This is a genomic window from Aeromonas sp. SG16 (assembly GCF_024436135.1).
Classification (GTDB): domain Bacteria; phylum Pseudomonadota; class Gammaproteobacteria; order Enterobacterales; family Aeromonadaceae; genus Aeromonas; species Aeromonas jandaei.
On sequence record NZ_JANFNW010000001.1, the window covers coordinates 55929 to 72397 of the forward strand.

Annotated in this window: 14 protein-coding genes; 8 read left to right on the forward strand and 6 right to left on the reverse strand. The window is 59.8% G+C overall.

Going from position 1 to position 16469, the window contains the following annotated elements; all coding sequences use genetic code 11:
* Nucleotides 1–58: 58 nt before the first annotated feature.
* The 3 genes from ppx to NOM67_RS00265 all read right to left on the reverse strand — a co-directional run bounded on the left by ppx (nucleotide 59) and on the right by NOM67_RS00265 (nucleotide 4201).
* A complete protein-coding gene (gene ppx, locus NOM67_RS00255) occupies nucleotides 59–1549 on the reverse strand; it encodes an exopolyphosphatase (RefSeq protein WP_156852102.1) in 1491 nt (496 codons plus the stop codon).
* Entirely contained in the window at nucleotides 1539–3608 is a 2070-nt protein-coding gene (gene ppk1, locus NOM67_RS00260; RefSeq protein WP_041209862.1) for a polyphosphate kinase 1, read from the reverse strand. The genes ppx and ppk1 overlap by 11 nt, the downstream gene beginning before the upstream one ends.
* 80 nt (nucleotides 3609–3688) lie before the next feature.
* Nucleotides 3689–4201 (reverse strand): glycine cleavage system protein R, encoded by a 513-nt coding sequence (locus NOM67_RS00265; protein ID WP_033114369.1) that lies wholly within the window; start codon nucleotides 4199–4201, stop codon nucleotides 3689–3691.
* Nucleotides 4202–4391: 190 nt separating this feature from the next.
* Between NOM67_RS00265 and NOM67_RS00270 the strand changes: the two genes are divergently transcribed.
* From NOM67_RS00270 to NOM67_RS00290, 5 genes are all read left to right on the forward strand, one after another.
* Nucleotides 4392–5279, forward strand: a complete 888-nt coding sequence (locus tag NOM67_RS00270) for a DUF2726 domain-containing protein (protein ID WP_156852100.1) — start codon at nucleotides 4392–4394, stop codon at nucleotides 5277–5279.
* 242 nt (nucleotides 5280–5521) lie between these two features.
* Nucleotides 5522–6943 (forward strand): sigma-54 dependent transcriptional regulator, encoded by a 1422-nt coding sequence (locus tag NOM67_RS00275; RefSeq protein WP_041209864.1) that lies wholly within the window; start codon nucleotides 5522–5524, stop codon nucleotides 6941–6943.
* 106 nt (nucleotides 6944–7049) lie between these two features.
* Nucleotides 7050–8084 carry a PAS domain-containing sensor histidine kinase gene (locus NOM67_RS00280; protein ID WP_042033343.1) on the forward strand — a complete coding sequence of 345 codons (1035 nt, stop codon included), beginning with the start codon at nucleotides 7050–7052 and terminating at the stop codon, nucleotides 8082–8084.
* Nucleotides 8085–8160: 76 nt separating this feature from the next.
* Complete coding sequence (locus NOM67_RS00285) at nucleotides 8161–9504, forward strand: sigma-54 dependent transcriptional regulator (RefSeq protein ID WP_255933060.1); 1344 nt, start codon at nucleotides 8161–8163, stop codon at nucleotides 9502–9504.
* 156 nt (nucleotides 9505–9660) lie between these two features.
* A complete protein-coding gene (locus NOM67_RS00290; protein WP_305121601.1) occupies nucleotides 9661–10422 on the forward strand; it encodes a Nif3-like dinuclear metal center hexameric protein in 762 nt (253 codons plus the stop codon).
* Between the two features lie 112 nt (nucleotides 10423–10534).
* Here NOM67_RS00290 and purN read toward each other — a convergent pair whose 3' ends face one another.
* Together purN and purM are read right to left on the reverse strand one after the other, a co-directional pair.
* Nucleotides 10535–11173 carry a phosphoribosylglycinamide formyltransferase gene (gene purN, locus NOM67_RS00295; protein ID WP_255933061.1) on the reverse strand — a complete coding sequence of 213 codons (639 nt, stop codon included), beginning with the start codon at nucleotides 11171–11173 and terminating at the stop codon, nucleotides 10535–10537.
* The gene (gene purM, locus NOM67_RS00300; RefSeq protein ID WP_255933062.1) at nucleotides 11170–12207 is read right to left on the reverse strand and encodes a phosphoribosylformylglycinamidine cyclo-ligase; all 1038 of its coding nucleotides are present in this window, start codon (nucleotides 12205–12207) and stop codon (nucleotides 11170–11172) included. Before purM ends, purN begins: the two co-directional genes overlap by 4 nt.
* 175 nt (nucleotides 12208–12382) lie before the next feature.
* On the opposite strand from purM, the gene upp reads away from it, so the two are divergent.
* The 3 genes from upp to hda all read left to right on the forward strand — a co-directional run bounded on the left by upp (nucleotide 12383) and on the right by hda (nucleotide 14979).
* Nucleotides 12383–13009: a uracil phosphoribosyltransferase gene (upp, locus tag NOM67_RS00305; RefSeq protein WP_033114376.1), complete on the forward strand. Its 627-nt coding sequence runs from the start codon at nucleotides 12383–12385 to the stop codon at nucleotides 13007–13009.
* Nucleotides 13010–13155: 146 nt separating this feature from the next.
* On the forward strand, nucleotides 13156–14175 hold the full coding sequence (locus NOM67_RS00310) for a DUF2066 domain-containing protein (RefSeq protein WP_041209869.1): 1020 nt from the start codon (nucleotides 13156–13158) through the stop codon (nucleotides 14173–14175).
* Nucleotides 14176–14277: 102 nt separating this feature from the next.
* On the forward strand, nucleotides 14278–14979 hold the full coding sequence (gene hda / locus NOM67_RS00315; RefSeq protein WP_033114378.1) for a DnaA inactivator Hda: 702 nt from the start codon (nucleotides 14278–14280) through the stop codon (nucleotides 14977–14979).
* A gap of 111 nt (nucleotides 14980–15090) precedes the next feature.
* On the opposite strand, the gene aceA is transcribed toward hda, so the two are convergent.
* Nucleotides 15091–16404 (reverse strand): isocitrate lyase, encoded by a 1314-nt coding sequence (gene aceA / locus NOM67_RS00320; protein WP_005344572.1) that lies wholly within the window; start codon nucleotides 16402–16404, stop codon nucleotides 15091–15093.
* Nucleotides 16405–16469 lie beyond the last annotated feature (65 nt).

Below are 16469 nucleotides of genomic sequence, written 5' to 3' on the forward strand. Positions count from 1 at the left end.
AACCTGAGAATGCAAAAGGCAGCCCACAGGCTGCCTTTTTTACATCTCTCTTTGCGGTTCAGCCGAGCTGGAACAACAGAGGCCAGCCCTGCTCCTGGCAATAACGGTGCTCCTTCTCCAGATTCTGCATCAGGAGACGGTTCTCCTCGCACCAGTCGATCGGCAGGGTTACTACCAGCTGATCCCCTTGTACCGCGACTTTCCACTCTGGCAGCAGGTTGTCCTGGCGCTTGTGGTGCGCGGCTACCGCTAGGCGCAAAATACGGATGCAACGCAGCACCGTCTGCAGGTCGTGGTTGGGCAGGGGCGGCAGCTCGGAGAGTTTTAGCCCCTTGCGCTGAAAGCGTACCAGCGCGGCCAGCAATGCCTGATCGTCCTGGTTGAAGCCGGGCAGGTCGGTGTGTTGCAGGATATAGGCGGAGTGGCGGTGGATGCCGCTGTAGTTGATGGCAAGGCCAATTTCGTGCAGTCGTGCCGCCCAGCCGAGGATGGCGCGATAGGGTTCTATCTCCATCTGCCAAGGCCCTTGCAAGGCATCAAACAGGGTCAGCACACTCTGCTCCACCCGGGCTGCCTGCTTTTTGTCCATCCGGTAGTGGGTGCCGAGCGCTTGCGCCGTCCGTTCGCGGATATCGTGGTGCTGCAAGCGCTCCTCGAACTCATACAGCAATCCTTCACGCAGGGCACCGTCAGAGTAGTCGAGCCGCTCGATGGGCAGCGAGGTAAACAGGCCGAGCAGGATGGCAACCGCGGCGGCAAACACCTCCTGACGCTCCTCGGTGAGCCCAACCAGTTTGAGGTTATCGACCCGCTTGTGTTCGATCATCAGGCCCTTGAGGCGCTCCAGCCCCTCCAGCGTAATACTGCCATCGGTCAGCCCCTCACCCTGTAGCACGTCGCGCACGGTGCGGATCGAACCTGAGCTGCCAAGACAGCTCTGCCAGCCCAGCTTGCGGTACTGGTTGACGATGGGGGCGAGCTGGTGCTGCGCCTCCAGCACTGCATTGGTGAAGTGCTTGTCACTCAGCTTGCCGCTGGCAAAGAAGCTCTGGGTAAAGCTGACGCAGCCCATCTTGCGGCTGGTGAGGGCCTTGTGTTCAAACCCTTCACCAATGATGAGCTCGGTGCTGCCGCCGCCGATATCGATGACCAGTACCTGACCTTCGATATGCTGGGTATGGGCGACCCCCTGATAGATGAGCCGTGCTTCTTCCTGCCCGCTGATGATCTCGATGGGGTGGTTGAGCACCTTGGCCGCTTCGCTGACGAACTCGCGCGCGTTGCTGGCACGGCGCAATGTGTAGGTGCCGGCGATGCGGATCTGATCCGGTTTGATGTTGGTGAGCCGCTCGGCAAACAACGACAGACAGGCGAGGCCGCGTTCCATCGCCTCCGGGCTCATGCGCTTTTGCGCATCCATCCCTTCCGCCAGCCGTACCCGCTCCTTGATGCGATCGACGATGCGAAAACGCCCTTCGCTCAGATGGGCGATCACCATATGAAAACTGTTGGAGCCGAGATCGACGGCGGCGTAGAGGCTATTGTCCATTGTTTGACTCGATACGTTTGAGATAGTCGTAAATCGCGACCTGAGAGCGGATTTTGCGGCGGTTGCCCCGCTTCACATATTCGTTCTGCTGGTCGGCATCGATCACCCGCGCCTTGCAGGTATCACTCAGTTGTAGCTCGAGAATATCCATGATGCGCTGCTTGAGCCGCTCGTCATAGATGGGAGTGCCCACCTCGATCCGGCCGTCAATATTGCGGCTCATCCAGTCGGCGCTGGAGATATAGAGCTGGGGGTTGCCCTTGTTGTGGAACACCATCACCCGCGGGTGCTCGAGGAAGCGGTCGATGATGCTGATCACCTTGATGTTGTCACTGAGACCCGGCACGCCCGGGCGCAGGGCGCACATGCCGCGGATGATCATCTGGATCGGCACCCCGGCCTGACCGGCGGCATAGAGCCGGTTGATGAGATCCCGGTCCACCAGGTTGTTAATCTTGAGGGTGATGCCGCTGGGTTGCCCCGCCTTGGCGTTCGAGAGCTCGTTGTCGATGAGACGATAGAGCTGACGGCGGCTGTTGATGGGGGAGACCAGCAGGTGGTTGAACTTGTAGCGCCGGTAGGGGTACTCGATGTACTCGAACACGCTCTCCACCTCGGCGGTGATGTCCGGGTGGCGAGTCAGCAGCGAGAAGTCGGTATAGATTTTGGCGGTCTTCTCGTTGAAGTTGCCGGTCCCGATATGGGCGTAGCGCACCGCCTCGCCGTTTTCGTGGCGGGTGATGAGGCAGAGCTTGGAGTGGATCTTGAGGCTCGGCACACCGAACACCACCTTGACCCCGGCATCGGTCAGGATGTTGGCCCAGTCGATGTTGGCCGCTTCATCGAAGCGGGCGCGCAGTTCCACCACCACGGTCACCTTCTTGCCGTTGTTGGCGGCATCGATGAGGGAGTGGATGATCCGCGACTTCTTGGCGACCCGATAGATATTGATGCGAATGGCGCTGACCGCTGGGTCGAACGCCGCCTGACGCACCAGCTCGGTGAAGTGGTGGAACTTGTGGTACGGGTAGTAGAGCAGGATGTCCTGCTTGGTGATGGCATCGAAGGCATTGACGAAGCCGTCAAAGTCTCGGCAATCGATGGCAGGCAGCTTGGGGTTTTCCAGATAGTCGCGGCCCACGTTGGGGAAGCCGATGAAATCCTTGAAGTTGTGATAGCGCCCACCCGGCATGATGGCGTCGTAGGAGCTGATCTGCAGCTTGAGCTTGAGGAAGCTTATCATCGCCGCCGGCATCTCCCGCTCGTAGACGAAACGCACCGGCATGGCGGTGAGACGCTGTTTCAAGCCGTCACTCATCTTGTCGACCAGGCTCAAGTCCAGCTGGTCGGAGAGGTCATATTCGGCATCCCGGGTCAGCTTCACCGCATAGGCGGCAATCTCGTCGTAGTCGAAGAACCCTTTGAAGATCTCGTCGAGACAGAAGCGGATGACATTGTCCAGAATGATGATCTGCTTCTTGCGGCGGGTCCCTTCCGGCGGCAGCTGGAAGAAGCGGGGCAGGTCATCGGTCGGCACTTCCACCAGCGCATACTGGATCACCTGGCCATTCTTTTTCATCTCGATGGCCAGATAGGTGTGCTCGTCTTTCAGGAACTTGACCGGGTTGACCTCCTTGTTGAGCAGGATCGGGATGATGTGGCGCAGCACCTTCTCCCGAAAGAACACCCGCAGCCACTTCTGGATGGCGTCGGAGAGCTGGTTTTCGTTGACCAGAAAGATGTTGTGGCGAGCCAGGGCGATCAGCAGCTCCTTGTAGGTGTTGTCGAATGCCTCGCCAAGTGCCATCACCTTCTGCTGGATGGCGCGCAGCAGCACCTTGGCTTCATCGTCGCCGCCATGTACTTCATTGATTAGGATGCGGCGCTTGACGTCCGACACCCGAACTTTAAAAAACTCATCCTGGTTGGAGGAGAAGATCCCCAAAAAGCGGACCCGCTCGATGAGGGGGACCGTCTTGTCCATCGCTTCTTGCAACACCCGTTCATTGAATGAGAGCCAGCTCAGCTCTTTCTCTTCATACAGCTTGTCGGTGCTCATGTTATGCCTCTGGTCTCTAATCAGTTCGCCTCTGCGCGGCAGGTATGACGTGAATATATGACAGAAAAGTGACAGCAATATTACTCGGGCATCGCCTCGTCAATATCGACCACCAGATCATCGGAGAGAGACTCCAGCGCAGAGACAAGGCTCTCCATCTCCAGCCCGTCTGGCAGGGCAACCAGCGCATGGGCGTAGAAGAGCGATGCGCCGGAGTGGGGGGCAGGTTCACAGCCGGTGGTGAGATCGGCCACATTGATATCAAGTTGCCGCAGGATGCTTGCTACTTCGTGGACGATGCCGGGGCGATCATTGCCGGTGACCGTCATCATCACCTGATGGGCCGGCTCGGCGGTGGGGGTCCCTTCGGCAAAACTGATGGTGAGGCCGGGCAAAAGGGCCAGCGCTTCGCACAGGCTGCGGTAGTGCTCCTCGGGCACGGCCACATGGAGGATGCCGGCAAACTGGCCTGCCAGCTCGCTCATGGCACTGCCCAGCCAGTTGCCCTGCTCGCGACTGATGACGGCAGCCAGACTCTCGACGATACCTGGTTTGTCTGCACCGATCACGGTGACCACCAATTGCTTTTGCATCCTGCTCTCCTTGGAATCGGGTTTCTCCAGCATTGTGCCTGCTGTGGCTGGTCATATGAAGCCCCGCCCGCTGGCAAATGGATAAAAAGCAGGGACTTTTACACTTTCCATACGCTTGCCTGCTGCCTTGCGTGACGCTGGCTGTGGTAAAGTGTTCCCCCTTTCGTGTTGTGAACTGGATTGTGCTCTCATGAATACCCTCGTCCTGTCGGGATTACTGCTGCTGGCCCTGCTGGTGCTAGCGATTTTCTGGAGCAGAAACAAGGAGCAGAAGCAGCTGCCCTACGATCTGCAGGAGACTCTCTTCACTCCGGCCGAGCGCTCTTTTCTCGGGGTTCTGGATCTGGCGGTAGGCGACAAGGCAAGAGTGCTGGCCAAGGTGCGGGTGGCCGATGTGCTGACCCCGCAAGCGGGACTCGGCAAGAGCAAGTGGCAGCAACACTTCAACAAGATCAGCGGCAAGCATTTTGACTATCTGCTCTGCCATCCGACCGACCTCTCGTTTATCTGCGCCATCGAGCTGGATGACAGCTCTCACCGTCATCAGAAGCGCAAGGCGCGAGATCTCTTTCTGAAAACTGCCTGTGACAGCGCCGGTCTGCCCCTGCTGCAAATTCCGGCCAGCAGCGGTTATCAGGTGGAAGAGCTGCGCGAACAGATTCTGCCGTTGCTGGTCAAAACCAGCGAGCCGGTGGTTGATGATCTGCTGCCGGGCCAGCGGCGCGAACCCACCTTCAATCCTCTGTTGCTGGACGGGGTCGACCTTGGCACGCCGCTGCGCGGTGGCTCGCCACAGGCAACTGTTCGCCCAGTCGATGAAGAGCCGCTTCACTTCCCAAATCTGGAGCGCCCTGCGCCGAGCATTGCGGTTCCCGTGCAGGAGCCGGAACTTGCCGACAACCTGTTTGCCGATCCGTCTGAAGACGAGGATGAAGAGGTGCACCACTGTCCTCGCTGCGATGCGCCGCTGGTGGAGCGTGAAGCCAAGAAAGGGCCCCATGCCGGCCGCCTCTTTATGGCCTGCAGCCGTTTCCCCGAGTGCCGCTACGCGACCCCGCGCCACCATATCCACCCTTGAACTGCTGCATCTGAGTGATACCGCCGCCGGCAAGGCGGTATCACCTGAATATTCCCTGCGAAAAAAATGCCGTAGCCATTTCGTTTATCCCCGTTTTATGTCGATACACTTAGCCTGAATACGACAGTTTTTGACAAAGTGTCGGAATTTTGGCACTTTGTCTGTCTGCAACAAAATAAGTGATATATGTTTTATATCTATATAAAACAATGAATTATATTCGGTCGTCGCGAGGGATTGATATGGTGGAGATGGGCGTGTTGATTGTTGATGCCGATGCGCAGCGGCGTCAGCAGTTGGGAACAGTGCTCTCGTTTATGGGGATCCCGTGGCAAGAGGTGGCTGAAGGCGATCTGGATGTCGCCATCGACTCCTCCGGCCCCCTGCAAGGTGTGCTGGCCGGCGAGCTCGGCACCCGTGTTCTGCCGGATCTGCTGGCCGCATTTCCCCGAACCCCCTTTATCTCTCTGGTCGAGGCCGACCTGCCCAACAGCAACTTCATCGGGGTTGCCGAGGCGCCGTTTACCTATGAGTCGCTGACTCGCCACCTGCACTTCTGTCAGGCGTTTGTTTCTCTGCATCCCCGTCAGCAGACCCATGACAAGGGGCAGGCTCTGCTGCGCCTGCTGGTGGGCAAGGGGAAGGGGATCCAGGAGGTGCGTCGCCTCATCAGCCAGGTTGCCGAGACCGATGCCAACGTGCTGATCCTCGGGGAGTCGGGTACCGGTAAAGAGGTGGTGGCGCGCGCCATTCACGAACTCTCTGGCCGCAGCCAGGGGCCGTTCGTGCCCATCAATTGCGGTGCCATTCCGGCGGAGCTGTTGGAGAGCGAGCTGTTCGGCCACGAGAAGGGGGCGTTTACCGGCGCTATCGCCGCGCGGCGTGGCCGCTTCGAGCTGGCGCAGGGGGGCACTCTGTTCCTCGACGAGATTGGCGACATGCCGATGCCGATGCAGGTCAAGCTGCTGCGGGTGTTGCAGGAGCGGCTCTTTGATCGGGTCGGTGGTGGCAAGCCCATTCAGGCCGATGTGCGTATCATCGCCGCGACTCACCGGGATCTAGAGGCGCTGATCCGCACCCAGGGTTTTCGTGAGGATCTCTACTATCGCCTCAACGTCTTCCCCATCGAAACCCCGCCGCTGCGGGATCGCATCGACGATATCCCCCTGCTGCTGCAGGAGCTGCTCAACCGTCATGCCGAACAGCACCACAGCACCATCCGTCTGACCCAGCGGGCGATGGAGTCGCTGATGCAGTATCCCTGGCCGGGCAACGTGCGCGAGCTCTCCAACCTGCTGGAGCGGCTGCTCATTCTCTATCCGCAGCAGATTGTCGATGTGGCCGATCTGCCGAGCCGCTACCGCTTGCTGCCAAGCGAGCCGCGTGATGAACGGCTGACCGAGATGGATGAGCGGGATGCGCTGGCCGCGGTGTTTCAGGATCCGCCGGAGATCGACCATCCGCTTTCCTCGCCCCGTACCATGCAGCTGCCGGAGGAGGGGGTCAATCTCAAGGAGATGCTGGCCGACCTCGAAGTGGAGCTGATCCGTCAGGCGCTGGAGTCACAGGACGGGGTGGTGGCCCGCGCTGCTGATCTGCTCGGCATGCGTCGCACCACCTTGGTCGAGAAGATGAAAAAGTACGGGATGAGCAAGGACGTCTGAGGGTCAAAGCCTTGACGCAAGGCGGTAATCTATTGGTTTTAATAGATTAATTTAGTGGCATGGAAATTGAATAACCTGACCAGGTCGCCAGTTTGAGGTCAGGTTTATGACAGCCCAACAGCAGGATATCCCACTCCAGTCTCACGAAGTGAGCCAGCTTTACGCCATCTTCAAGGCGCTCCCGACCGGGGTGCTGTTGCTTGATGGCACTGGCATCATCACCCGTGCCAATCCGGCGGCGATAGACCTGCTGGGAGAGCCGCTGGAGGGGGAGCTCTGGCGTCACGTCATCACCCGCTGCTTCGAGCCGCGCGAGGATGACGGCCACGAGATCTCCCTGCGCGATGGCCGCCGGGTCCAACTCTCGACCCAGCCGCTGCAGGATCAGGCGGGCCAGCTGGTCTTTATCAACGACTTGACCGAAACCCGTCAGTTGCAGGATCGCATCAACCACATGAAGCGGTTGTCGGCCCTTGGCAATATGGCCGCTTCGCTGGCCCACCAGATCCGTACCCCGCTCTCGGCCGCCATGCTCTATGCCGCTAATCTGGCCAACCGCACCCTCAAACCTGAGTCCCGCACCCAGTTTCAGCAAAAGCTGATGGCCCGGCTGCAGGACTTGGAGAAGCAGATCAACGACATCCTGCTGTTTGCCCGAAATGGCGACAATCAGGTGGTCACCCCCATCTCGGTGCAGGGTCTGCTGGCTGAAGTGCAGGCGGGGGCAGAGGCGTTCTGCGCGCAGCAGGGTTGCGAGCTGCACATGGAGGCACCGGAGCCCGATCTCTGCCTGCTGGCCAACAGCAGTGCGCTCTCCGGAGCCATCAACAATCTCATCGCCAACGCCCAGCAGGCGGGGGCAACGTCGCTTCTGGTGAGCGCGGTGCGCAGCGGTGCCCGGGTCGAGATGCGGGTGATCGACAATGGCAAAGGGATGCCTGCCCACCTGCTCAGCCAGATTTTCGAGCCCTTCTTTACCACTCGCTCCCAGGGCACCGGCCTTGGACTGGCGGTGGTGCAATCCGTCGTGCGTGCCCATCAGGGCGAGGTCGGTGTGGCCTCGGTTCCCGGAGAGGGCACCTGTTTTACTCTGTCGTTCCCCCTGCATCAGCAGCAGGTACAGCTTGGAGGTGCAGCATGAGCCTTGCTAAGGAGTTGTGCCGGCCGAGAGGGAGCCATATCAATGCGGCCAAGTTGGCTGTCGTGGGAGGTGTAGCATGACTCAGGCCCGGATCTTGGTAGTGGAAGATGACAATGGCCTGCGCGAGGCACTGGTCGATACCCTGTTGCTTGGCGGCTATGAGTGCCGTGAGGTGGACAGCGGCGAGCGGGCCTTGCTGGCCCTCTCCCGTCAGCCGTTTGACATGGTGATCTCCGATATTCAGATGGGGGGAATGGATGGCCTGACCCTGTTGGCTACCATACGCCAGCAGTATCCGCAGGTGCCGGTGCTCCTGATGACTGCCTACGCCAACATCGACGGTGCGGTGCGCGCCATGCGGGAAGGGGCCATCGACTATCTGGCCAAACCCTTTTCGCCCGAGGTGTTGCTCAACCAGGTGAGCCGCTATGTACCGGCCCAGAAGGTAGAAAAACGTGCCGTGGTCTATGGCGATCCCAAGAGCGCCGAGCTGTTCCAGCTGGCGACCCGGGTGGCCAGAAGCGAGGCTACCGTCATGGTGACCGGCCCGAGTGGTACGGGGAAAGAGGTACTGGCCCGCTACATCCACGACAACTCCAACCGCGCCGAGCAGCCCTTTATCGCCATCAACTGTGCCGCCATTCCGGAGAACATGCTGGAGGCGACCCTGTTTGGCTACGAGAAGGGGGCGTTTACCGGCGCGGTGCAGGGGTGCCCCGGCAAGTTCGAGCAGGCGCAGGGGGGGACTCTGCTGCTCGACGAGATCACCGAGATGGATCTGGGGCTGCAGGCCAAGTTGCTGCGGGTGCTGCAGGAGAAAGAGGTAGAGCGGCTCGGCAGCCGCAAGATGATCCCGCTGGATGTGCGGGTCATCGCCACCAGCAACCGGGATCTCAAGAAGGCGGTACAGGATGGTCTGTTTCGCGAAGACCTCTACTACCGGCTCAACGTTTTTCCGCTGCGCTGGTCAGCCTTGTGCGAGCGGCCCGGAGATATCTTGCCGCTGGCTGAACATCTGCTGGCCCTGCATGCCAGCCAGCAAGGGCTGCCCACCCCGCAACTGGAGCCGCAGGCGCGCGAGCGGCTACTCTCTCATCCCTGGCCCGGCAACGTACGCGAGCTCGATAACGTGGTACAGCGTGCGTTGATCCTCAGCACAGATGGAGTGATCGATTGCGGCCACCTCATTCTGGAAGAGGTGGACGAGCAGGAGATGGAGTTTGCTGTCACAGAGCGCGCTTATGGCGGTGATCGCCTCGGCAGCGAACTCAAGCAGCAGGAGCACCAGATCATTCTCGACACCCTGCAAGAGTGCAACGGCAGTCGCAAGGATGTGGCCGACCGGCTCGGGATCAGCCCGCGTACTCTGCGCTACAAGCTGGCCCAGATGCGGGATGCCGGCATCGACTTGCCCGCCTGAATCAGGCTGGTGCCTCACTAGAGGGAAGTATCACTGTGTGGGAACCGTCATGGTCTTGATGGCGGCTCTCGATTATCATAGGGCCCTTGGCGTTTTGAGCCGGGGCCTTGTTTTTATTGGTAAAACAGGGAATCGCGCCGTTATAAAGGGACCCTTATGATCTCTCATCGAAAATTGGAAACCGTACTCAACCACCTGCTTGAGCCCCACGCCATCAAGGATTACTGCCCCAATGGTCTGCAAATCGAGGGGCGCGAGCGCATTCGCAAGGTGGTGACCGGCGTGACCGCCAGTCAGGCCCTCATCGATGCAGCCGTGGCTGCCGATGCCGATGCCATTCTGGTTCACCACGGCTACTTCTGGAGTGGTGAACCGGCCCAGATCACCGGTATGAAGCAGCGCCGCATCAAGACCCTGCTGGCCCACGATATCAACCTGTTTGCCTACCACATGCCGCTCGATGTCCATCCCGAGGTGGGCAACAACGCCCAGCTCGCCAAGCTGCTCGATATCAAGGTGCGTCGCGGGCTGGAGCCGTGGAACAGCAAGAGCGTCGCCATGGTGGGCAAGCTGGAAGAGCCGATGAGCGGCAGCGATTTTGCCAAACTGATTGCCGAGCGTCTCGGTCGTGAGCCGCTCCACTGTGGCGACAGCGGCCCCGAGCTGATCCGTTCCGTGGCCTGGTGCACCGGCGGCGGCCAGAGCTACATCAATCTGGCGGCGGAGCAGGGCATCGATGCCTTTATCTCTGGCGAGGCTTCCGAGCAGACCATCCACACCGCTCGCGAGATGGGGATGCACTTCTACGCTGCTGGCCATCACGCCACCGAACGCTACGGCGTCAAGGCGCTGGGAGAGTGGCTGGCGACCGTGCAGGGGTTGGATGTCACCTTTATCGATATCGACAATCCGGTCTGATTAGCCGTGTAGCGGCGTCATCGGAGATGAACGTGGTCACTGCGTTGATCTATGGAAATGACAAGGGAGGCCTGGGCCTCCCTTGTTGTATTTTGCTTGCTGTGGTTAGCGGTTACTCGCAGGCATAGCCAGCCGGACCAAGTTGCTTGCCATCGAGAAAGGCAGACCCATCTCGCATCTGCAAGCGCCCTTCACAGAACCACTGCACCACCAGTGGGTAGATGCTGTGCTCCTGCACCTGTACTCGTGCTGCCACCTCATCGGCCTCATCTCCTTCGAAGATGGGAACGCAGGCCTGCAGGATCACCGGACCACCGTCGAGCTCTTCGGTCACGAAGTGAACGCTGGCGCCATGCTCGCTATCACCGGCATCGATAGCGCGCTGGTGAGTGTGCAGCCCCTGATATTTCGGCAGCAGAGAGGGGTGGATATTGATCATCCGTCCGGCGAAGTGGCGCACCAGTTGCGGGCTCAATATGCGCATAAAGCCGGCCAGTACCACCAGATCCGGCTGATAGTCAGCCATCAGCGCCAGCAGGGCGGCGTCATACTCCTCCCGGTTGGCAAACTGCTGCTGGCTGAGGGGGCTGGTAGCCACCCCTGCCTCTTGTGCGCGGATCAGGCCATAGGCGTCGGCCTTGTTGCTGATGACGCCGACCACCTCACCGGCAATCTTGCCACTGGCGCAGTGGTCGAGGATTGCCTGCAGGTTGCTGCCGTTGCCGGAGATAAGGACGAGGATCCGCATCATTTGATGACGACCTGCTCCTCGCCATCGGCGGCCTTGGCCACATGACCGATGTGCCATGCGTTCTCGCCCTCGGCCTTGAGCAGGGTCAGCGCCTTCTCCAGCTGATGGGCTGGCAGGGCGATGATCATGCCAACGCCGCAGTTGAAGGTGCGATACATCTCGTGGCGGGTGACGTTGCCAGCCTGCTGCAGCCAGCTGAACACTGCTGGCCACTGCCAGCTCTGCTCATCGATAACAGCCTGAGTGTTGGCGGGCAGCACGCGCGGGATGTTCTCCCAGAAACCACCACCAGTGATGTGGGAGAGTGCGTGGATCTCGCACTCCTTGATGAGCTTGAGCACAGGTTTCACATAGATGCGGGTCGGCTCCAGCAGGGCGTTGGCCAGGGTGGTGTCACCCAGCGGCTGATGCACGTCGGCTTTGGAGACTTCGAGAATTTTGCGGATCAGGGAAAAACCGTTGGAGTGGGGGCCGCTGGCAGCCAATGCGATCAGGGCATCCCCTTCGCCGACCTTGCTGCCGTCGATGATCTCGCTCTTCTCCACCACGCCGACGCAGAAACCGGCGATGTCGTAGTCTTCACCTTCATACATGCCCGGCATTTCGGCGGTTTCGCCGCCCACCAGGGCGCAGCCGGACTGCTCGCAACCGGCACCGATCCCGGTGACCACTGCGGCTGCGGTGTCCACATCCAGCTTGCCGGTAGCGTAGTAGTCGAGGAAGAAGAGGGGCTCGGCACCCTGTACGATCAGGTCGTTGACGCACATGGCCACCAGATCGATACCCACGGTGTCATGTTTTTTCAGATCGATGGCGAGGCGCAGCTTGGTGCCCACACCGTCGGTGCCGGAGACCAGCACCGGCTCCTTGTAGCCCGCAGGGATTTGACACAAGGCCCCAAAGCCGCCAAGACCACCAAGGACTTCAGGACGACGAGTGCGCTTTGACACGCCCTTGATACGTTCAACCAGTGCATTGCCGGCATCGATATCCACGCCAGCATCCTTGTAGCTCAGTGAGGTTTTGTCAGTCACGAGTAGTCCCCGTCATGTGAGAAGTGGAGGGTAAAATTCGGGGCGTATTCTAACAGTGGCGGTGAAAAACCAGAAAGGAAATCGTTTGCGCGTTTTTGCGCAAAACTGCTCTACAAGCGGCGGCTTTTGTTGTATGATTCCGCGATTTTTTTGCGGCAGGTTAGAGGAGATAATAATGAAAGTCGTTGAAGTCAAACACCCCCTGGTCAAACACAAGATCGGTCTGATGCGTGAAGGCGATATCAGCACCAAGCGTTTCCGTGAACTGGCCAAAGAAGTGGGCAGTTTGTTGACCTATGAAGCTACCTCTGACTTCGAAACCGAGAAGGTTATCATCGATGGCTGGAATGGGCCAGTAGAAGTTGACCAGATCAAGGGCAAGAAGGTAACCGTCGTACCGATCCTGCGTGCCGGTCTTGGCATGATGGATGGCGTACTGGAGCACATGCCGAGTGCCCGCGTCAGCGTGGTCGGTATCTACCGCGATGAAGAGACCCTGCAGCCGGTTCCCTACTTCGAGAAGATCGTCAGCAACATCGAAGAGCGTCTGGCGCTGGTCATCGACCCCATGCTGGCCACCGGTGGCTCCATGATCGCCACTATCGATCTGCTGAAAAAGAAAGGCTGCCAGTCCATCAAGGTGCTGGTACTGGTTGCCGCACCGGAAGGCATCAAGGCGCTGGAAGCCGCTCACCCGGATGTGGAGCTGTTCTGTGCCTCCATCGATCAGGGCCTGAACGAGAAAGGCTACATCGTGCCGGGTCTGGGCGATGCCGGCGACAAGATCTTCGGTACCAAGTAAGTTGCTGTGATACGCCGCCTCTGCCGAGGTGGCTGACGGAGCCGGCGTCCTGCCGGCTTCGCTGTTTATGGCCTTTGTCCCAGCCTTGCCGCAGGACGCGCCTTGCCGCTACCATAAGCACCATCTCCCATTTCGAGACTCTGTTCATGTTCAAACGTGTTGTGACCGCCCTCTGCTGCGGCTTGTCATTCATTGCCTCGGCCGCTCAGGTGACCGACCTCTATCAGGGCAAGGCCCCGACCACCGGCGACATGGTGGCTGCTCAGGGTCAGGCGCTGGGCGAGGTGTTGATCAAGGTGACCGGCAAGCGGGATATTCTGACTCAGCCTGCCGTGGTCAAGGCGCTGGCTGCGCCGGGCGACTATGTAAAGAGCTATGGCTATCAGGATGTGGATTCGGTCAAGTATCTGAAGGCCGAGTTCAAGAGCGACAAGGTCAACAGCCTGGTCTCCGAGAGCAAATTCGCCCTGCTTGGCCCGGCTCGTCCCCAGATGGCCCTCTGGCTGGTGGTGGATCAGGGTGAGCGCCATCTGCTGGCAGACCAGTCTACCGATGGCTGGGCACAGGCACTGCGCGAACAGACCCTGGCGCTGGGGCTGCCGGTCAGCATCCCCCTGATGGATCTCGACGACAACATGGCGGTCAGTGCCACCGATGTATGGGGCCGTTTTGCCGATCCCATCCTCAAGGCGAGTCAGCGTTATGGCGCCGAGATGGTGGTGCTGGGCAAGCTGACCCCGGAAGGGGACAAGTGGAGCATCGACTGGGGACTCTACGGTCCCAAGGCCGCTGGTGAAGTGGCCGAACTGACCCGAGGCAACACCACGGGTACCCAGGCCGAAGTGGCGCAAGGGCTTGCCGATACCCTGGCGACCTGGCTGGTGAAAAACTACGGCGCCCGCATCTCGGGGCCGGCAACCAGTCAGACCCTGGTGGTGGATGGTCTCTCCGATGTGGACAGCATGATCTCCGTGCAGAAGATGCTGCAGGGGATGGCCAACGTCAGCAAGGTCGAGATCGGCAAGCTGGAAGGCAATCAGGTCACCTTCAACTTCACCCTGCAGGGGGATCAGAGCGAGTTGGTGCGCGCCCTGCAGCTGGAGAGCCGCTTGCACAAGGTTGATGATAATGGCAGCAATCTGCGTTACCAATGGTCGCAGCCCTGATTTCACAAGGCTTTTGTCTACCGCCCGGCTTGCCCGGGCGGTTCTCTATCTGCCATTGCGATGGTACACTTAGCCACAAATGTCACAGTCAAAGCCCAACGAGTGAAGCAACCGGCCCAACTGTCCCTAGCCGTACAACTACCGGATGATGAAACCTTCGTCAGTTTTTATCCCGGCACCAATGCTCATCTGATCACCGCCCTCAAGAATGCGGCCATCGGTCAGGGGTCACCTTTCCTCTATTTCTGGGGAGCCAAGGGCTCCGGGCGCTCCCATCTGCTCCATGCCACCTGTGCCGAGGTCAATGCCCGCGATGCAGCTGCGGCCTATCTCTCCCTCGATCAGTTTGAACAGCTCGACCCCAGCATGCTTGATGCCCTCGAAAGCCTGCCGCTGGTCTGCCTCGACAGCATTGAGGCCATCGCCGGCAATGCCGTTTGGGAGCGGGCGCTGTTTGATTTTTACAATCGCTGGCAGGAGAAAGGGGAAGGGACGCTGATCGTCACCGGCTGCAGCGCGCCGCGCAAGCTGGGGCTGCAGCTGCCGGATCTCGCCTCGCGCCTTGACTGGGGGGTGAGTTTCCATCTCGAAGAGCTGGATGATGAAGGCAAGCTCAGTGCCCTGCAGCTGCGTGCCGAGCTGCGGGGCTTCAAACTGCCCATCGATGTGGGCCGCTTCCTGCTCAACCGCCTCTCGCGCGATATGCGCACTCTGCTTACCACTCTCAATCAGCTCGACAACGCCTCATTTCGCGCCAAGCGCAAGCTCACCATCCCCTTTGTCAAAGAGATCCTCGAGCTCTGAGCCATTGGGTGTGCTTGAGTTTCCGTGGTGCTGATATAACGGGCAAAAAGAAACCCCGGCCTGAAGCCGGGGTTTTGCTATCTCAAGGAGTCTCTCAAAGAGTTCTGCCTATTAGTGGAACTGATCTTCTTCGGTCGAACCGGTCAGCGCAGTCACCGAGGATTGGCCACCCTGAATGACAGTGGTGACCTTGTCGAAGTAACCGGTACCGACCTCCTGCTGGTGTGCCACGAAGGTGTAGCCACGGCTGGCTGCGGCAAATTCCGGCTCCTGCACCATCTCGACGTAGTGCTTCATCCCTTCGCCACGGGCGTACTGGTAGGCCAGTTCGTACATATGGAACCACATGTTGTGGATACCCGCGAGGGTGATGAACTGGTACTTGTAGCCCATGTCGGAGAGCTCTTGTTGGAAGCGGGCGATGGTGGCATCGTCCAGATTTTTCTTCCAGTTGAAGCTCGGTGAGCAGTTGTAGGCCAGGATGCGATCCGGGAACTTGGCCTTGATCGCTTCGGCAAATTTACGCGCTTCGTCCAGGTCCGGTTTGGCGGTTTCACACCACACCATGTCGGCGTAGGGGGCGTAAGCCAGACCGCGAGCAATGGCCTGATCGATACCGGCACGTACCTTGTAGAACCCTTCGGCAGTGCGCTCGCCAGTCAGGAAGTCTGCATCGTACGGGTCAGCATCGGTGGTCAGCAGGTCAGCGGCGTTGGCGTCGGTACGGGCGATCACCAGAGTGGTGGTGCCGCACACATCGGCTGCCAGACGGGCTGCAACCAGCTTCTGCACCGCTTCCTGGGTCGGCACCAGTACCTTGCCACCCATGTGGCCGCACTTCTTGACTGATGCCAGCTGATCTTCAAAGTGCACGCCGGCGGCACCCGCTTCAATCATCCCCTTCATCAGTTCGAAGGCGTTCAGCACGCCGCCGAAGCCAGCTTCCGCATCCGCCACGATCGGCAGGAAGTAGTCGATAAAGCCCTCATCCTGCGGTCCTACCTTGTTGGCCCACTGGATCTGGTCGGCACGGGCGAAGGAGTTGTTGATGCGCTCCACCACGGACGGCACCGAGTTGGCCGGGTAGAGGGACTGATCCGGATACATGGTGGAGGACAAGTTATTGTCCGCCGCCACCTGCCAGCCGGAGAGGTAGATCGCCTCGATCCCCGCCTTGGCCTGCTGCACCGCCTGACCACCGGTCAGGGCGCCGAGGCAGTTGACGTAGCCTTTCTTGGCGTCGCCGTGGATCAGACCCCACAGCTTGTCGGCACCGCGCTGGGCCAGGGTGTGCACCGGCTGCAAGCTGCCGCGCAGGTTTACCACATCTTCGGCGCTGTAGCCGCGCTTGATCCCTTTCCAGCGGGGGTTTTCCGCCCAGTCTTTCTCGATAGCCTGGATCTGTTGCTCACGGGTCAGTGCCATATCAGTTCCCTCTTTCATTGATTTCACGTTTCCATTGACTTGTTATTGGCGAGCCCCGCCCGGGG